This is a genomic window from Vibrio sp. MED222 (assembly GCF_000153005.1).
Taxonomy (GTDB): Bacteria; Pseudomonadota; Gammaproteobacteria; order Enterobacterales; family Vibrionaceae; genus Vibrio; species Vibrio tasmaniensis_A.
Genome location: NZ_CH902613.1, coordinates 23730 through 41693, shown reverse-complemented (window position 1 = coordinate 41693; position 17964 = coordinate 23730). Strand labels below are relative to the sequence as shown.

14 protein-coding genes are annotated in these 17964 nt (G+C 45.4%); 8 read left to right on the top strand and 6 right to left on the bottom strand.

Translation table 11 applies throughout. From position 1 onward, the window contains the following. Window positions 1–121: 121 nt before the first annotated feature. The gene (locus MED222_RS00960) at window positions 122–2680 is read left to right on the top strand and encodes a penicillin-binding protein 1A (RefSeq protein WP_032555356.1); all 2559 of its coding nucleotides are present in this window, start codon (window positions 122–124) and stop codon (window positions 2678–2680) included. 107 nt (window positions 2681–2787) lie between these two features. Here the strand turns inward: MED222_RS00960 and oxyR are convergent, their stop codons facing one another. Continuing rightward, the gene (oxyR, locus tag MED222_RS00965) at window positions 2788–3681 is read right to left on the bottom strand and encodes a DNA-binding transcriptional regulator OxyR (protein WP_009848900.1); all 894 of its coding nucleotides are present in this window, start codon (window positions 3679–3681) and stop codon (window positions 2788–2790) included. Here oxyR and MED222_RS22780 point away from each other — a divergent pair. The 3 genes from MED222_RS22780 to MED222_RS00980 all read left to right on the top strand — a co-directional run bounded on the left by MED222_RS22780 (window position 3680) and on the right by MED222_RS00980 (window position 6404). After that, window positions 3680–3859, top strand: coding sequence for a hypothetical protein (locus tag MED222_RS22780; RefSeq protein WP_017099997.1), 180 nt, complete (start codon window positions 3680–3682; stop codon window positions 3857–3859). The genes oxyR and MED222_RS22780 overlap by 2 nt on opposite strands. A gap of 44 nt (window positions 3860–3903) precedes the next feature. Beyond that, on the top strand, window positions 3904–4632 hold the full coding sequence (locus MED222_RS00975; protein ID WP_009848898.1) for a glutathione peroxidase: 729 nt from the start codon (window positions 3904–3906) through the stop codon (window positions 4630–4632). A 305-nt stretch (window positions 4633–4937) separates the two neighbouring features. Next, complete coding sequence (locus tag MED222_RS00980) at window positions 4938–6404, top strand: dihydrolipoyl dehydrogenase (protein ID WP_009848897.1); 1467 nt, start codon at window positions 4938–4940, stop codon at window positions 6402–6404. Between the two features lie 180 nt (window positions 6405–6584). On the opposite strand, the gene MED222_RS00985 is transcribed toward MED222_RS00980, so the two are convergent. Next, a complete protein-coding gene (locus MED222_RS00985) occupies window positions 6585–6932 on the bottom strand; it encodes a RidA family protein (RefSeq protein ID WP_004729674.1) in 348 nt (115 codons plus the stop codon). Between the two features lie 87 nt (window positions 6933–7019). On the opposite strand from MED222_RS00985, the gene MED222_RS21635 reads away from it, so the two are divergent. Then, window positions 7020–7268, top strand: coding sequence for a DUF3624 domain-containing protein (locus MED222_RS21635; protein WP_032555354.1), 249 nt, complete (start codon window positions 7020–7022; stop codon window positions 7266–7268). A 253-nt stretch (window positions 7269–7521) separates the two neighbouring features. Here the strand turns inward: MED222_RS21635 and argH are convergent, their stop codons facing one another. From argH to argC, 4 genes are all read right to left on the bottom strand, one after another. After that, entirely contained in the window at window positions 7522–9396 is a 1875-nt protein-coding gene (gene argH / locus MED222_RS00990; protein ID WP_009848895.1) for an argininosuccinate lyase, read from the bottom strand. Between the two features lie 347 nt (window positions 9397–9743). Next, window positions 9744–10955, bottom strand: coding sequence for an argininosuccinate synthase (locus tag MED222_RS00995; RefSeq protein WP_009848894.1), 1212 nt, complete (start codon window positions 10953–10955; stop codon window positions 9744–9746). A gap of 113 nt (window positions 10956–11068) precedes the next feature. Then, the gene (argB, locus tag MED222_RS01000) at window positions 11069–11857 is read right to left on the bottom strand and encodes an acetylglutamate kinase (RefSeq protein ID WP_009848893.1); all 789 of its coding nucleotides are present in this window, start codon (window positions 11855–11857) and stop codon (window positions 11069–11071) included. Between the two features lie 12 nt (window positions 11858–11869). After that, window positions 11870–12874: an N-acetyl-gamma-glutamyl-phosphate reductase gene (argC, locus tag MED222_RS01005; RefSeq protein ID WP_009848892.1), complete on the bottom strand. Its 1005-nt coding sequence runs from the start codon at window positions 12872–12874 to the stop codon at window positions 11870–11872. A 153-nt stretch (window positions 12875–13027) separates the two neighbouring features. Between argC and argE the strand changes: the two genes are divergently transcribed. From argE to MED222_RS01020, 3 genes are all read left to right on the top strand, one after another. Beyond that, window positions 13028–14164, top strand: a complete 1137-nt coding sequence (gene argE, locus MED222_RS01010) for an acetylornithine deacetylase (protein ID WP_009848891.1) — start codon at window positions 13028–13030, stop codon at window positions 14162–14164. A 251-nt stretch (window positions 14165–14415) separates the two neighbouring features. Beyond that, window positions 14416–17052: a phosphoenolpyruvate carboxylase gene (gene ppc, locus MED222_RS01015; RefSeq protein WP_170962733.1), complete on the top strand. Its 2637-nt coding sequence runs from the start codon at window positions 14416–14418 to the stop codon at window positions 17050–17052. A gap of 347 nt (window positions 17053–17399) precedes the next feature. Further along, the gene (locus MED222_RS01020) at window positions 17400–17939 is read left to right on the top strand and encodes a PadR family transcriptional regulator (protein WP_009848889.1); all 540 of its coding nucleotides are present in this window, start codon (window positions 17400–17402) and stop codon (window positions 17937–17939) included. Window positions 17940–17964: the final 25 nt, after the last annotated feature.

The window sequence follows — 17964 nt, the reverse complement described above, 5'->3', positions numbered from 1 at the left end:
CGTTGATTATCTAGGGGTTGTGATTATTAGTTAAATAAGCGTTAATAAACGAAAGCTAAGTTTTTAACCTAGAGTACAAGGGTTTGCTGCTTATCAGCCTTAACTAATCAGGGATTATCCGGTGAAGTTCATAAAGCGATTATTCATATTTACATTGATTTGCATGATTCTTGGAGTCAGTACAATTTTCGGGTTTTACTATTACGTAAAACCAGAGTTACCTGATGTTGCCACTTTGCGTGACGTAGAACTCCAAACGCCAATGCAAGTCTTCAGTCAAGACGGTAAATTGATCTCTCAATTTGGTGAAAAGCGTCGTAATCCCGTGACTTATGACGAGATTCCTCGCCACCTAGTTGAAGCTTTGATTGCTACCGAAGATAGCCGCTTCTACGAGCACCCTGGTATTGATCCAATTGGTATCACTCGAGCAGCACTCGTGGTTGCTATGTCCGGTTCAGCCAAACAAGGGGCAAGTACCATTACTCAGCAGCTTGCGCGTAACTTCTTCTTATCTAATGAGAAAAAGATCATGCGTAAAATCAAAGAGATCTTCATTGCGATCCACATAGAGCAACTTCTGAGTAAAGAAGAAATCATGGAGCTTTACGTAAACAAGATCTTCCTTGGTCACCGTTCATATGGTTTCGGCGCAGCAGCGCGTGTTTATTTTGGTAAGGATCTTCCTGAACTCACTTTAAGTGAATTGGCAACGCTTGCGGGCATGCCCAAAGCACCTTCAACTATGAACCCTATTTATTCTGTTGAGCGTGCGACCAACCGTCGTAACGTGGTGTTACGTCGTATGCTAGACGAAAAATACATCACTCAATCAGAGTACGATGACGCTCGCAGTGAAGAACTTATCTCGAAATATCACGGTGCCGAGATTGAACTGAGCGCGCCGTATGTAGCAGAAGTTGCACGAGCTTGGATGGTTGAACGCTATGGTGAAGCCGCTTACACATCAGGCATGAAGGTTTACACGACCGTTGATTCAAAACTGCAAAAAGCAGCGAACCAAGCCGCGATTAAGAACCTACTCGGCTACGATGAGCGTCACGGTTACCGTGGTGCTGAAAAAGTATTATGGCAAACGGCGCAATCAGCTTGGGATCATGAACAAATCGTTAAGCACCTTAAATCTCAACCAACCTATGGTGACTTAGTACCAGCAGTTGTAACCGCTGTTGATTCGAAAAGCGCTCAAGTTTGGGTTAAGAACCAAGGTGAAGGCACTATCGAGTGGCAAGGCATGAATTGGGCGCGTAAATTCCTAACGGACAACCGCCAAGGTCCAGCGCCTTCTCAAGCGAAAGAGATTTTGGCTGTGGGTGAGCAAATTTGGGTTCGCCATGAAGCAGTAACAGGCGATGAAGTATCTGAAGAGCCTACCGAAGAAACAACAACTGAACCTGAAACACCGATTGTATGGCGACTAAGCCAAGTACCGAATGCGAACACCGCATTTGTTGCAATGAACCCGAACAACGGCGCGGTATTGTCAATGGTGGGTGGCTTTAACTTTGTACACAACAAGTTCAACCGTGCAACGCAATCTATTCGTCAGGTGGGTTCTGGTATCAAACCATTTATCTACTCAGCAGCGATTGAGAAAGGCTTAACGCTAGCCTCACTGATCAACGATGCGCCTATCAATCAATGGGATAAGAGCCAAGGCACGGCATGGCGACCAAAGAACTCACCACCGACCTATGTGGGTCCAACTCGTTTACGTATTGGCTTAGCTCAATCTAAAAACGTAATGGCAGTACGTGTACTGCGCGAAGTGGGCTTGGATGATACTCGTAACTACCTAACTCGATTTGGTTTTGATATTGACGAAGTACCGCGCTCTGAAACCATTGCTCTGGGTGCGGGTAGCTTAACGCCAATGAAGGTAGCTCAAGGTTACTCAGTATTCGCTAATGGCGGCTACTACGTTGAACCTTTCTACATCAGCCGCATTGAAACACCATTTGGTGAGACTGAATTCCAAGCGACACCGAAAGTAGTGTGTAAAGACGATTGCCAACAGCCAATGACCTCAGATTCAATGGCTGATGAGTTTGCCGAGCAAGATGTGGATGCCCAAGTACAGTACGCACCCCAAGTGATCACTGAGCAGAACGCGTTCCTTGTTCGTGAAATGATGTACAGCAATATCTGGGGCGGCGGTGACTGGAGTGCTGGCACAGGCTGGAATGGTACAGGTTGGCGTGCTCAACCGCTGAAGCGTCGCGATATTGGCGGAAAAACCGGTACCACCAATGACTCGAAAGATACTTGGTACAGCGGTTACGGCCCTGGCATGGTTGCAACGGTATGGGTTGGCTTTGACAACCACAACCGTAACCTAGGTCGAACCAAAGCGAACTCTAACCTTGGTAAAAATCAAATTACAGGTGCAGAAGCGGGCGCTAAAACAGCAGAGCCGGCATGGGTTGATTTCATGGGCACAGCGTTAGCGGGTGTTCCGGCACAACGTAAAGAGCTTCCAGAAAATATCGTTCGCGTTCGTATCGACCGTGAAACTGGCTTACTGACCAACAAGTTTGATAGCTCATCAATGTTCGAGTATTTCGAGAAAGGCACTGAGCCAACCGAGTACATTACTGAACGTTTCAATGATGACATCTACTCAACGTCATCAGGTGAAGCAGTAGAAGAGCTGTTCTAGTTAGGGTTTGTTGAACCAAGTAACATGAACCAACAAAAAGGGTTGATATGTATTCATATCAACCCTTTTTTTGTGTCTATAATCAGAGCTATCTACGATTTAAATTACTAAACAGCTTTATCTAATTGAGTTCGGATAGCCTCAGCCAATTGCTCAAAGCGCCCCTTTAACGGAGAGCCCGGTCGGTAGGCAACAACAATGCGACGTGAAGGTGTTGGGTTCACCGCTGGAACGTAACACACACCATCTTTCTGTTTTTCCTTCGGTACCGATAGCTGAGGAAGCAAGGTAATACCTGCCCCTGCCGCCACCATGTTACGCAGCGTTTCTAAGCTGGTCGCTTTAAAGCGCTCATCATCTTTTGCACCCGCAGCAAAACAGAAGCCTAAGGCTTGGTCTCGCAAGCAGTGGCCATCGCCCAGTGCAAGTACGGTTTGTCCATTTAACTGCAGCATATCAACAGTGTCTTGCTTAGCCCACTCATGATCACACGGTACTGCGACGCTTAACGGTTCGTTATACACATCAATCTCTTTGAACGCCGCCGTTTCATCAACTGCAGCCAATACCAAACAATCAAGCTTGCCATCTTCAAGTTGACTCACTAGCTGATGGGTCTGCGCTTCATGCAGGTAAAGCTCAAGATCGGGAAAGCTATCTTTAAGATGAGGAATGATCTTAGGTAAAATATAAGGGCCAACGGTCGGAATAAAACCAATGTGCATCGGCCCCGTCATCGCTTCACCGTGTCCACTCGCCATATCTTTAAAAGTTTTCACTTCATTGAGAATACGCTTGGCTTGTTCAACAAGTTGTAACCCTGATTCTGTAAATATTACCTTCCTTGGACTACGCTCGGTTAACTGAAGTCCAATTTCATCTTCTAGTTTGCGTATTTGACCGCTTAGTGTCGGCTGACTGACAAAGCACGCTTCTGCCGCTTTTCGGAAGTGTTTATGCTCTGCGAGCGCCACCAAGTATTCAAAGTCACGAATGTTCATGATCAGTCTCTTACCTCAGGTTTTAATAAGAACAAGGGTTCTAATAGAAACATTTAAAAGAAAAATGCTCTTGATAGAATTTACCTATCAAAACCATAACATCAAACGATTAGAGCTATCAAAGGATTTGTCTAATAATGGGCTCAACGAAACGAAACAGAGCAAAGAAAAACGTTAAGCTCTGATAGAACAAAATTCAAAATACTATTTAAGGAAATCAATATGTTTGCATCTAAAGAAGGTCAATCAATCCCTCAAGTAACATTCCCAACTCGCCAAGGCGATGCATGGGTTAACGTAACGACGGAAGAGCTATTCAAAGATAAGACAGTTATCGTATTCAGCTTACCAGGTGCGTTTACACCGACATGTTCTTCAAGCCACCTACCTCGTTACAACGAGCTACATTCTGTATTCAAAGATAACGGTGTTGATGACATTCTATGTGTTTCAGTAAACGACACATTCGTAATGAACGCTTGGAAAGCAGACCAAGAAGCTGAAAAAATCACATTCATCCCAGATGGTAACGGTGATTTCACAGACGGTATGGGCATGCTAGTTGAGAAAAACGACATCGGCTTCGGCAAACGTTCATGGCGCTACAGCATGCTGGTTAAAAACGGCGTGGTAGAAAAAATGTTCATCGAAGAAGACGTACCAGGCGACCCGTTCAAGGTTTCTGATGCAGATACTATGCTTAACTACATTGCTCCTGAGCACAAAGAGCAAGAGTCAATCACAGTATTCACTAAGCCAGGCTGTCCTTTCTGTATGAAAGCGAAGCAGAACCTAATCGACAAAGGTTTGAACTACGAAGAAGTAGTACTAGGTAAAGACGCGACAACAGTAAGCCTACGTGCAATCTCTGGTCGCACAACGGTTCCACAAGTATTCATCGGTGGCAAACACATCGGTGGTAGCGAAGAACTTGAAGCTTTCCTAGGTTAATGACTTACCATCGATATAAGCTTAATCGTTAAGTTAACTAAGCAATATCAGCTAACCCACCCTCTTGTGGGTTAGCTATTCCAAACACTCTTATCTGAGCTTTGGAAAAGAATATAGCTTGTGACTCGCCCGTCTTTAACTAACCTATAGTTAGTAACAAGAAGCAGTTAGCAATAAAGGCAGAGCGACAAGCTAAACCTAATAAAACAGAATCACAAAACCTGCCCGTTATCCTGACTCTCAAAAAATCACCAGAGTTGGAGGGGTTCGTTCAAACTAAATTTAGCTATTGCGAGAAAATTATTATGAAACAAGTCAATGTAGATGTAGCAGTTATCGGGGGCGGTACGGCAGGTTTAGGTTCTTACCGCGCTGCAAAAGCACACACTGACAGTGTTGTGATGATTGAAGGCGGCCCTTACGGTACAACCTGTGCTCGTGTTGGTTGTATGCCATCTAAACTGCTTATTGCAGCGGCTGAAAGTGTACACCAAATTGAGAAAGCTCCGGCTTTTGGCGTTCACCCACAAGGGGATATCGTGATTAACGGCCGTGAAGTGATGGACCGAGTGAAGTTTGAACGTGACCGTTTTGTTGGTTTTGTTTTAGAAGGTGTTGATGAAATCCCAGAGCAAGACAAGATCTCTGGCTACGCAAAGTTCTTAGATGACAACACGCTACAAATCGATGACCACACAGTTGTGACGGCTAAGCGTATTGTTATCGCAACAGGTTCTCGCCCTGCATACCCTGCAGTTTGGAATGAACTTGGTGACCGTCTGATCATTAATGATGACGTATTCAGCTGGGATGATTTACCAGAATCAGTGGCGGTATTTGGCCCGGGCGTTATTGGCCTAGAGCTTGGTCAATCACTACACCGCTTGGGTGTGAAAACAAAACTGTTCGGTTTAGGTGGTCAAGTTGGCCCAGTAACCGACCCAGAGATCATGGCTTACGCAGACAAAGCCTTCAATGAAGAGTTCTACCTAGATGCCGACGTGAAAATCGAAAGCATGAAACGCATTACCACAGAATCGGGTGAAGCTCGCGTCGAAATCCAGTTCATCAATAAGCAAGGTGAATTAGAAACTAACATCGTTGAATACGTACTGGCAGCTACAGGCCGTCGCCCTAACACTGATAAGCTTGGCCTAGAAAATACCTCTCTAGAACTTGATGAACGTGGTGTGCCAGTTGCAGACCACTACACGCTACAAACATCGCTACCATCAGTATTTATCGCTGGTGATGCGAGTAACCAACTGCCTCTACTGCATGAAGCAGCAGACCAAGCGCGTATTGCCGGTGACAACGCAGGTCGTTTCCCTGAGATTCGTGCAGGCTTACGCCGCTCTAAAATCTCGGCGGTATTCTCTGACCCGCAAATCGCGATGGTTGGTGAAACGTACAAAGAGATCACCACCCGCCTAGGCACATGTGGCTGTTTCGCAACGGGTGAAGTGTCTTTCGAGAACCAAGGTCGTTCACGAGTGATGCTACGCAACAAAGGTATTCTGCACGTTTACGGCGAGCAAGGTACAGGCCGTTTCCTTGGTGCTGAAATGATGGGACCAAACGCAGAACACTTGGCGCACTTGTTAGCATGGGCACACCAGAACAAGATGACGGTTTCTGAAATGCTAGACATGCCGTTCTACCACCCAGTAATCGAAGAAGGTGTACGAACTGCACTACGTGACCTCAATGCGAAACTGCACCTAGGTCCAGAGATGGTGAAACACTGTCTGGATTGTGGTCCGGGCTGTTAATCTCAGACTATCGTTAGTCAGTTAACAAACGCTAGATACTAAAAAGGAAAGCCATTGGCTTTCCTTTTTGTTTTGGCTAAACGCATCAGCTAATCTAAAGTTAAACTCGTCATTTCAAAACCGAGGGACGAGGTATCTGGAATCTCTTGAAGCCATTGCGTCACTAAAAGCTTTAAGCCATTACTTCTCAGCGGCAATCACAGAGATCTCAACAAGTAGCGCTTCACGAGCCATGTCGCCAGTCACACATGCGCGAGCTGGAGCGTGGCCTTCAGGTACCCATGCATCCCATACTGCGTTCATTTCTTGGAAGTCTTTCATGTCTTTCAAGTAAATCGTTGCTGACAGCATGTGCTCTTTATCGCTGCCCGCTTGCTCAAGTAGGGCTTCCACTTTATCTAGCATCGTTTGTGTTTGTTCTGTGATGTCTTTAGTTGCATCAGCACACACCTGGCCACATAGGTAGATAGTGCCGTTGTGTTTAACAATACGGCTCATGCGTTGTTTGGTTTCTTGGCGCTCAATCATCGACTTTCTCTCTCTGTGTCACCGTGATCCAATATCTTGTGACGTGTTATTATCAAGGCAACAAGCATAACGCGAATCAAACCTAAGATGACATGCATTCATTGCAATAAAAGTGAAAAAATCCGTAACAAACTCGGCCGCTGCCAACGTTGTATGAACCAACTGATGGTGTTGTCGATTTTAAGTTGGGGAGCGTGGTGGTTATTTTTCAAAGAAGACCCAAAAACCATCAATGCCATCGCGTTGATGATGGCCGCTTTCACGTTCAGTGGGTTGTTGTGGTTGCATTGGATAATGAAATTTTTCGTGCTGCCTTTAAGGGAAAAGAAGCGTTAGCAGAAAGACTTGATTAGATAAACGATAATGGCTAGATGTTCGATTCAATGACCCGATAGTGCTTTGATTTAACGACCTACCCTCATTTCCCAAACAGCAGATAGAAAAAAGCCCCAGAACCAATCGATTCTAGGGCTTTCTTAGAAAATTCTAAGAAAAAGCAGTGGTACTTTAATAGACCGGACTTTTCTTAGTTTGTTCCCAAAAAAGATCAGATTTTTGATCTTTTTTTAGGTGCCATAAAATCAATGCCTTATGCAACATTCACCTTTGCGATGATCTGTTCAACCAAATTCACTTCCAACGCCACTTCATCACATGCATGTTGGCGAGGACACTGATCACAATCTTTCAGTACCTTCTCAGGCAACAGAGATTTTGATGTCGGTAAAAAGTCATGCTTCATAAAGAACTCTGGGGTACGAGTCAGCACAAACACCTTCTTGATCGCCATTTGTCGCGCTTTATCAACCAAGTGCTGCACAATCGCGGTGCCCTGCCCTTGGCCTTGCCAACCAGCTTCAACACCTAACGAACGGATTTCCGCTAAGCCAGAGTCATACACATAAAGTGATGCACAACCTGTCACCTCTCCATGATGCTCTGCGACGGCAAACGAACCAATATCACGCACCAGTTCATTACGAGAACGAGGCAGGTTTTCACCCATATTCGCCCAGTAGGCCACCATGCCTTCCAACGCTTCAATATCGGTCAGACGAGCAGAACGAACCTTAACGATAGAAGTATCACGCTGTGATAAACGCTTCTCTGCTTGGTCAACCGCGTAAGCCACTTGTTGTGGTGATACACCGCCTAGCGCACTACGTTTTTCAAGACACGATTCAATGGTCAGGATGTCATACACATCCTCTTCAATCACCTCAGAGAACTCTTTCATCTCTGCGATGGTTAACTCTTCTAATGCGCAGCCTTTAGCAATAGCTGCGACGACTGTTACACCAACAATGTGGTGAGCTTCACGGAAAGGAATGCCTTTCGCTACTAAGTAATCAGCCAGTTCTGTTGAGTTCGCGTAACCTTGTTTTGCTGCTTCAAGTGTACGTTCGCCGTTCACTTTAATGCCGTCAAAACAAAGAGCAGCCATTTCCATACAATCATTCCAAGTATCTAAAGCGTCGAACAGACCTTCTTTATCTTCTTGCATGTCTTTGTTGTACGCCAAAGGCAGAGCTTTCACTGTCATCATCATTGCGGCTAATGAACCGTATACACGGCCAGTTTTGCCACGGATAAGCTCTAGCGCATCTGGGTTTTTCTTTTGTGGCATCAGAGATGAACCTGATGTCACGGTATCTGCTAACTCGATGAAGTTCGATTCACCCGAGTTGTAGAAAATCATATCTTCTGCAAGACGCGAAAGGTGAAGCATAGAAATAGATGCAATCGACATCAGCTCCATCACATGATCACGGTCAGATACTGAATCTAGAGAGTTACGCGTTGCACGATGGAAACCTAAGTTGTGAGCTAACTCTTCACGGTCCATCGGGTAAGCAGTTCCAGCAAGGGCACCAGAACCCAGCGGACATGTATCTAGACGCTTAATCGCATCATTCAAACGAGAATAATCACGCTCAAGCATTTCAACGTAAGCCAAGCACCAGTGAGCAAAAGTTACCGGCTGAGCACGTTGTAAGTGAGTGTAGCCAGGAAGTACGGTTTCTTGATGCTGAGAAGCGACGTTCACCATTTGGCTTTGTAGGCGATCCAATGCAAGTAGCAGTTGGTTACCTTGCTGACGACACCATAGTTTAAGGTCTGTGGCCACTTGGTCATTACGAGAACGGCCAGTGTGAAGTTTTTTGCCCAAGTCACCGACTTTGCCGATAAGTTGTTGCTCGACCCAGCTGTGAATATCTTCTGCATCAGAACGTAGAATCTGTTCAGGATCTTCCATCACCTCAAGTTTTAGCTCATTCAACGCTAACTCAAGCTTCTGTTGCTCTTCTTCTGTTAATACGTTGACCGACAGTAGAGCTTTAGACCAGGCAATTGAGCCCACAATGTCTTGCTCAGCCAATCGGTAATCAAAACGAAGAGAATCGTTAAAATCTTTAAACCGGGTGTCTGCTGCTTGGGTAAATCTACCGCCCCATAATGCCATTGTGTATCTCCTAATTGCACAGTGCTCACTGTTTTTGCAAATGATAATTCTGATTAAAATTCAGTATTTTTCTGATGGTTTAAACTTACGGCAATTCAAAATGAAAATAAAGTATTAATTCATTATTTTCACATATTTATTCATCAATGATTTAATCCACTATTTATTTTCAGCGTGATTCGCGAATTATATGCCATTCAATGATAAAAACCGAAGCTGATTTATTAGACTAATAGATAGAAAAAAGCCCATTCACTAGTCAATAGTGGATGGGCTTTGCATAATAATGTCTATTTGCTAACCTTCCGTTATTCGTAAAAGGCTAGCTTACTAACTCATGGTTAGGATTACTTTTGACTATTCAGAGCACGGATACGGCTTGATAGCGAGTAAAGACGGATAAAGCCTTCAGCGTGGCTTTGGTCGTAAACTTCATCTTCACCAAAGGTTGCAAACTCTTCTGAGTACAGGCTGTTGTCAGAACGCTTCTGAGTCACCGTTGCATGGCCTTTGTAAAGTTTGATAACCACTTCACCATTTACGTCTTGTGCTAGTTCATCTGTTGCCGCAAGAATTGACTTACATAGCGGAGTGAACCAACGACCGTCGTATACAAGGTGAGAAGCTTTAACACCTAGCTCTTCACGGAATTCGAATGCCGCTTTATCAAGAACCAGTTGCTCTACTGCACGCAGTGCTTCCATCATGATTGTGCCACCTGGAGTTTCGTAACAACCACGAGACTTCATGCCAACAAGACGGTTTTCTACGATATCGATACGACCAACACCGTGCTTCGCACCCTTCTCATTTAGGTAAACCAGTGCGTTGTATGGCGTCATTGTTTCGCCATCAACCGCTACCACTTCACCTTTTTCAACTTTAAGCGTCACAGTTTCAGATTCGTTTGGCGCTTGCTCTGGGTCTACAGTCCAAGCCCAGCAATCTTCATCCGGTGCGTTCCATGTATTTTCTAGCACGCCGCCCTCTGTAGATATATGCCATGCGTTTGCATCACGCGAGTAGATCTTAGTAAGAGAAGCCGTACAAGGGATGTTACGTTCAGCTAAGTAATCTAGACACTCTTCACGGCTCACTAGATCCCATTCACGCCATGGTGCAATTACGTGTAAGTCTGGTGCGAGAGCAGCAAATGCGCCTTCAAAACGAACTTGGTCGTTCCCCTTACCTGTGCAGCCGTGACACAGTGCGTCTGCACCGACTTTACGTGCAACCTCAACCTGAGCTTTCGCGATAATTGGACGAGCCATTGAAGTACCTAGTAGGTATTTACCTTCGTAGTAAGCGCCCGTTTTCAGCGTTGGGTAGATGTAATCTGCCACCATCTCTTCTTTAAGGTCAGCGATGTAACACTCAGAAGCACCAGATGCTTTTGCTTTCTCTTCAATACCAATCAGCTCTTCATCGCCTTGGCCTACATCTGCAACAAATGCGATAACTTCGCAATCATAGTTCTCTTTCAACCATGGAATGATTACTGATGTGTCTAGACCGCCAGAGTAGGCTACTACAACTTTCTTTACGTTAACTTTGCTCATTTTCTTTCTCCTAGTTTCCATACTGCACATGGCGGTCAGCGTTGGAAATGACTTCATTATTATGTGTTAAATTTATTTGTCTAAATTCTTTAAGTAGTGACTCGTTGTGAGGTCTACTGAGGTAAAAACTGCGTTCCTATGCTTTTACCTGCAAAAAGTTGTGTCAGTTTTTCTGGGTATCGCCAAGTGGCAACCTCGATTGGTCGTCCAAGGTCATTAGCGGCTTCTAGTGCAGCTTGTACTTTCACGATCATGCCATCGGTAATCACTTTGCCTGTAATAAGGTCATCAGCTTGTTGTTGATTAAGGCTTGGAATCAGGTGACCTTTGCCATCCAACACACCACTTACATCAGAAAGCAGTACCAGTTCAGCATCAAGCGCGCCTGCAACGGCAACCGCAGCTTGGTCGGCATTAACGTTCATCAGTTGGCCTTGCTCAGTCAGACCAATTGAGCTAATGATTGGCAGTGCGCCCGCATTAAGAATCGCTTGCAGGACGGTTGAGTCGCCCGGCTCCGCTTTACCTACCGCGCCCAGTTCAGGGTTCAGTTCGCTCACTTTGCATAAACCACCATCTGCAAGGCTCAAACCAACGGCATTGATACCGTCTTTAATCGCCTGACCTTGAAGTAGTTTGTTAGCCGTGCCCGCTAGCGCGCCAGCGATAACAGGGATCTGATCATAAGGAGTAACACGAAGCCCCTCTTTCTTAACGGTTTCGAGGTTCAACTTATTCATCAAATCATCAACAAGGTAACCACCGCCGTGAACAATCACGATTGGTCGCTGTGCCTGTTGTTGGTAAGCTGAAATCGCACCAAATAACTTGCTAAGTGTTTCACCACAAGATAGCGCAGCGCCACCTAACTTTATGATTAATGGTTGATTATTAAGGCTCATATCTAGATTCCCTTACACTAACGCAGTTAATGGCGCAAAACCATAACGTAAATTTAAACACTGCATCGCTTGGCTAGATGCACCCTTTAATAAGTTATCAATCGCCGAAACAACGATGATGTGCTGACCTTGTACCTTCCAGCCTAAATCGCAGAAAGGTGTCTGTTCTACATCTTGAATTCTTGGCAATGTCTCTTCGAGCAATCTCACGGCTGGCTTACCTTGATAAGCTTGCTCGAAGGCATCTTGTATCTGTTGTTCTGTCACACCGTCAGCCAGTTTCATGGTAATGGTCGCTAAAATGCCACGCTTAAAGTTGCCGAGGTGCGGGGTGAAAATCACATCACATCCTAAATGTGCGACCATTTCAGGTTGATGACGGTGATTGAAGACGCCATAAGCTTGCAGGCTCACTTCGCAGAAGCTGTTAACCATGGTCGCCTTGCGGCCTGCACCAGTTACACCGCTGGTTGCGTTAATCACTGGCCATTGGTTCTCATCAAGTAACTTGGCTTCAACCAAAGGCTTAATCGCCAGTTGTGATACCGTTGGGTAACAACCCGCTACCGCAACAAGCTGAGCTTCTTTTATTTCTTGTTCGTTCCATTCCGCTAAACCGTAAGCCGCTTTGTCTAGCCATTGTTCGTGTTGATGTTCAAAACCGTAAAACTCTTGATAGAAGTTTTCACCTTTAACTCTGAATGCACCCGATAGGTCGAAAACTTGGCAATCGTTCTCTAGAAAAATGGGCGCTAGGTCGTGACTGACTTCGTGTGCCGTTGCTAGAAAAATCACATCAGACTGTTTAGCCACTTCTTCCGGATTTGTTAAAGGTTGTACTGGCATATCAATCAGGCCAGCTAACTTACCGTGCAGTGCAGCGATAGGTTTGCCCGCATCTACACTATTGGCTGAGACATATAAACCTGATAGCGTGAGCTCAGGGTGTCTGTTTATCATTAGAGCCAGTTCTGCTCCTGTATAGCCGCTTGCACCAATGATCGTGGTTTTCAACATCTCAACACATCCATTCTTGAGGTAAGTTACATTTCAAATTTGACTATTCATACTTAATTTTTAGCTATATTTGATTTCTTATGCATTAAATATGATTTAATATGTGTTTTACCGACTTATGGTTTTCCTGTCAATAGTAGAAGTGAAGATATTATGCAATTACCGAGTTTCCTTGAGGTCTATAAAGGCCTAATTTCCACCGACTCCATTAGCTCAACAGATCCAAGCTGGGATCATGGCAACGAGAAAGTGATCGAAAAAATGGCTCAATGGTTTAAAGACGTAGGCTTTAGCGTTGAGGTCGTGGAAGTCGAACCCGGCAAGCATAATATGGTCGCAAAGATGGGTTCTGGCGAAGGGGGCTTATTGCTTGCAGGACACAGCGATACCGTGCCATTCGATGAAGGGCGTTGGAACTTCGACCCTCACGCATTGACAGAACACAACAACCGCTTCTACGGATTAGGCACCGCCGATATGAAAGGCTTTTTTGCCTTCGTTTATGAAGCTGCGAAGAAAATGGATTGGAGCAAGCAAACCAAGCCACTTTATGTTTTAGCAACGTGTGACGAAGAAACCACTATGCTAGGTGCACGTCATTTCACTGAAAATGCGCCGTTTAAACCGGACTACTGCATTATTGGTGAGCCAACCAGCCTAGTGCCGATTCGTGGTCATAAAGGCCATGTCGCCAACGCAGTACGAGTAACGGGTAAATCAGGTCACTCTTCAGATCCAGCTTTAGGCGTTAACGCCATCGAGATCATGCATGAAGTGTTATTTGCTTTAATGCAGTTGCGTGACAAGTTAGTCAAGGAGTACCATCACCCGGGCTTCGCGATACCAAGCCCTACTCTAAATCTTGGGCATATTCACGGAGGAGATAGCGCTAACCGAATCTGTGGTTGTTGTGAATTACACTACGACGTTCGTCCTTTACCGGGCATCAGCTTAGATGGTTTGGATAACATGCTGCGCAGCGCGCTCAAGGAAGTAGAAGCAAAATGGCCGGGCAGGATTGAGATTACTCCCCTGCATGAGCCGATTCCGGGTTACGAGTGTCAGCACGATCATCCATTTATCGGTGGCATGGAATCGGTGTGTGAAACCGAATCTCAAACTGTGAACTATTGTACTGAAGCACCTTTCCTTCAGGAGTTATGTCCAACCTTAGTGTTAGGCCCAGGCTCAATCGACCAAGCTCACCAACCGGATGAGTTCTTAAGCTTCGATTTTATTGACCCTACAATTGATGTTCTGAGTAAATCGATCCGTAAATATTGTTTCTAGTTATTACTTTCCTTCCGATATTTTCGTATAAAAGCCACCCGAAAAGGTGGCTTTTATTCTGTTATCCCTGACACAGCCCGATCTTGTAATTAAATTTCACTTTTTCCCTAAGTTTTGAAAAATTTACTTCTCCTGCATTTTTAAACCTAATAATTGCAAACTTAGAATGCTTTATTTGACTAGATACAGCACTTTTCGCTAGATTGTGTACTTAACAAGGAACAATGGATGTAATTTTTTTACGAGGCAGGATGACAATGAACGAGAAATACGCCGCTCTCAAGAGTAACGTAAGCATGCTGGGACGCTTGCTAGGTAACACAATCCAAGATGCACATGGTGACGTTATCTTAGAGAAAGTGGAGACTATCCGTAAACTTTCCAAATCCGCCCGCGCAGGCAACAAAGCTGACCGTGACAGCCTAGTTGAAGAAATCAAAAACCTGCCGAACGAACAACTCACTCCTGTTGCTCGTGCATTTAACCAATTTCTCAACCTCACCAACATGGCAGAGCAATACCATACGATCTCTCGCCACTGTGAGGAGCATGTTTGTGAACCAGATGTGCTGCAATCTCTATTTTCCAAATTAAATCAGAATGACATCAGCAAGCTAGACGCGGCTCAAGCCGTTCGCGACCTGAACATTGAACTCGTTCTGACTGCACACCCAACAGAAATCACTCGTCGCACCATGATCAACAAGCTGGTAAAGATCAACGAGTGTCTGTCTAAATTAGAATTAAGCGACCTATCACACAAAGAGCGCGTGAAAACCGAACGCCGCCTAGAGCAACTGATCGCTCAAGGTTGGCACTCTGATGTAATTCGTCAGCAGCGCCCAACGCCACTTGATGAAGCTAAGTGGGGCTTTGCGGTTGTCGAAAACTCACTTTGGGAAGCTGTGCCTGATTTCCTACGTGAAATGGATGGTCGATTAAAAGGTTACCTTGGTGAAGGCCTGCCAATTGATGCGCGCCCTGTTCATTTCTCATCTTGGATGGGTGGTGACCGCGATGGTAACCCATTCGTAACGCACACCATCACTAAAGAAGTACTGCGTCTGTCTCGCTGGAAAGCCGCTGATCTATACCTAGGTGACGTGAACGAGTTGATTACCGAACTGTCGATGACCAAGTGTAATGATGCCGTTCGTGAATTGGCTGGCGATGAGCACGAAGCTTACCGTGCAATCCTGAAGAGCCTACGTACTCTGCTCAACAACACGCTAGAAGTGCTTGATGCAAAACTGCACGACGCAGAAGTACCGAAGAAAGAAACTCTACAGAACATAGACCAACTTTGGACACCACTTTACGCATGTTACCAATCACTGCACGAATGTGGCATGGGCGTAATCGCGGACGGTTCTCTACTTGATACGCTACGCCGCCTAAAAGCATTCGGCGTGCATTTGGTTCGTCTCGATGTTCGTCAAGAAAGTACTCGTCACTCAGATGTGCTATCTGAATTGACTCGCTACCTAGGCATTGGTGATTACGACCAATGGAGCGAGCAAGATAAGGTTGCTTTCTTAACCAATGAATTAAGCTCAAAGCGCCCACTGTTACCACGCGACTGGGAGCCATCTGAGCAGGTCAAAGAGGTTTTAGACACCTGTAAGGTCGTTGCTGCTCAACCTCGTGAAGCCTTTGGTGCTTACGTGATCTCTATGGCTCGTACTGCCTCGGATGTATTGGCTGTACATTTGCTTCTACAAGAATGTGGTTGCCCGTACCGCATGGACGTATGTCCATTGTTCGAAACGCTAGACGACTTGAACAACTCAGAAGCCGTAATGAAACAGCTAATGAGCATCGATTTATACCGTGGCTTTATCCAGAACCACCAAATGGTGATGATCGGATATTCTGACTCAGCTAAAGATGCCGGTGTAATGTCTGCAGGCTGGGCGCAATACGATGCAATGGACAAGCTAGTTAAGGCTTGTGAAGAAGAAGGCATTGAACTGACTCTATTCCACGGTCGTGGTGGTACGGTTGGTCGTGGTGGTGCGCCAGCGCACGCGGCTCTTCTTTCTCAGCCACCTAAAAGCTTGAAAGGCGGCTTACGTGTAACTGAACAAGGCGAAATGATCCGCTTTAAACTTGGCTTGCCAGATGTTGCAGTTAATAGCTTCAACCTATACGCAAGTGCGATTCTAGAAGCGAACCTTCTGCCACCACCAGAGCCAAAACAAGAATGGCGCGACCTAATGGAAGTGCTGTCTGAAGTATCTTGCGAAGCTTACCGCAACGTCGTTCGTGGTGAAGAGAAGTTTGTTCCTTACTTCCGCCAAGCGACGCCAGAGCTAGAGTTAGGCAAGTTACCTCTTGGTTCTCGTCCTGCGAAACGTAACCCGAACGGCGGCGTAGAAAGCCTACGTGCGATCCCATGGATCTTCTCATGGAGCCAAAACCGTTTGGTACTTCCTGCATGGTTAGGCGCTGGTGAAGCGATTCAATACTCTGTCGATCAAGGCCATCAAGCGCTACTTGAAGAGATGTGTCGTGAATGGCCATTCTTCTCGACTCGTCTAGGTATGTTGGAAATGGTGTACTCGAAGTGCAACATGGAAATAGCTAAGTACTACGACCAGCGACTTGTTGACGAAGAGCTATTACCTCTGGGTGAGTTACTGCGTGAACAGCTGCAAAAAGACATCAAAGCGGTGCTGAATGTAGAAAATAACGAGAACTTGATGCAAAGCGACCCTTGGGGACTTGAGTCAATTCGTCTACGTAACATCTATGTTGAGCCACTAAACATGCTTCAAGCGGAACTGCTTTACCGTACTCGTAAGTGTGAAACACCACCAGCAGAGCTAGAAGAAGCGCTAATGGTGACGATTGCAGGTATTGCAGCAGGTATGCGAAACACTGGTTAATTAGTGATTCCATCTACAAAACAAACAAAAGGTCGCCATTGGCGGCCTTTTTATTTTGCCAAATGACCGCTAGTGAGTATTTTGTCAGTTTTTTGGGTTATTTTGTCCATGTATTCTACTTTATGCTTATTATTTAGATATACTACTGCTCCGCTGCAGAAACACTCCAAAATAATAATCTGCGGCACTCGACCAATAAACTGGTCAACCTAGGTGATAAACGGCTTTGTAAGGTGACATAACCAACGATTGAGTTGGTGCTACTTGAACATAACCAATATAACGTGCCATAGAAGCACACTTGTTGTTCAAGTATTTGTTTACTGTTTACCATTTGGATTTCAGACATGTCATTACCACACGTAATTTTAACCGTTTTAAGTACACGCGATGCTACTGGTTACGATATCACAAAAGAATTCTCCGCAAGCATTGGTTACTTCTGGAAAGCTAGCCACCAACAAGTTTACCGCGAGCTAAATAAAATGGCTCAGAACGACCAGGTAACTTGCGTACTTGAGCCTCAAGAAGGCAAACCTGATCGTAAAGTTTACTCTATCACCGATGCTGGCCGTGGCGCGCTAGGTGAATGGTTTGAACAACCAACTGCACACCCAACCGTTCGTGACGAGTTCTCAGCTAAGTTAATCGCTTGTGCTGTACAACCTTCTGATGCGTACCGTGTACAACTTGCTGAACTAGTAGAAGAGTCTCGCAAACTGGTTTCTCACTACAAAGAAATCGAAGCGGCTTACTACGCAACGCCATCTACACTAGACAAGCAAGCACGCCTAGAGCGTCTAACGCTTCGTCGTAACCTACTGATCCGTGAAGCATGGATTGTATGGGCTGACGAAGTACTGCTTGAACTTGGCGCTCTTGCTTAAGTTAAGCTAGAAACTAGAAACGTAA

Bases quoted from the DNA above. Each gene is read 5' to 3' on its own strand.
- ppc (WP_170962733.1), top strand. From the start codon at position 14,416: ATGACAATGAACGAGAAATACGCCGCTCTCAAGAGTAACGTAAGCATG.
- argB (WP_009848893.1), bottom strand. From the start codon at position 11,857: ATGAGCCTTAATAATCAACCATTAATCATAAAGTTAGGTGGCGCTGCG.
- MED222_RS22780 (WP_017099997.1), top strand. From the start codon at position 3,680: ATGATCAGTCTCTTACCTCAGGTTTTAATAAGAACAAGGGTTCTAATA.
- MED222_RS21635 (WP_032555354.1), top strand. From the start codon at position 7,020: ATGACATGCATTCATTGCAATAAAAGTGAAAAAATCCGTAACAAACTC.
- oxyR (WP_009848900.1), bottom strand. From the start codon at position 3,681: ATGAACATTCGTGACTTTGAATACTTGGTGGCGCTCGCAGAGCATAAA.
- MED222_RS00975 (WP_009848898.1), top strand. From the start codon at position 3,904: ATGTTTGCATCTAAAGAAGGTCAATCAATCCCTCAAGTAACATTCCCA.
- MED222_RS00995 (WP_009848894.1), bottom strand. From the start codon at position 10,955: ATGAGCAAAGTTAACGTAAAGAAAGTTGTAGTAGCCTACTCTGGCGGT.
- argE (WP_009848891.1), top strand. From the start codon at position 13,028: ATGCAATTACCGAGTTTCCTTGAGGTCTATAAAGGCCTAATTTCCACC.
- argC (WP_009848892.1), bottom strand. From the start codon at position 12,874: ATGTTGAAAACCACGATCATTGGTGCAAGCGGCTATACAGGAGCAGAA.
- MED222_RS00980 (WP_009848897.1), top strand. From the start codon at position 4,938: ATGAAACAAGTCAATGTAGATGTAGCAGTTATCGGGGGCGGTACGGCA.
- argH (WP_009848895.1), bottom strand. From the start codon at position 9,396: ATGGCATTATGGGGCGGTAGATTTACCCAAGCAGCAGACACCCGGTTT.
- MED222_RS00985 (WP_004729674.1), bottom strand. From the start codon at position 6,932: ATGATTGAGCGCCAAGAAACCAAACAACGCATGAGCCGTATTGTTAAA.
- MED222_RS01020 (WP_009848889.1), top strand. From the start codon at position 17,400: ATGTCATTACCACACGTAATTTTAACCGTTTTAAGTACACGCGATGCT.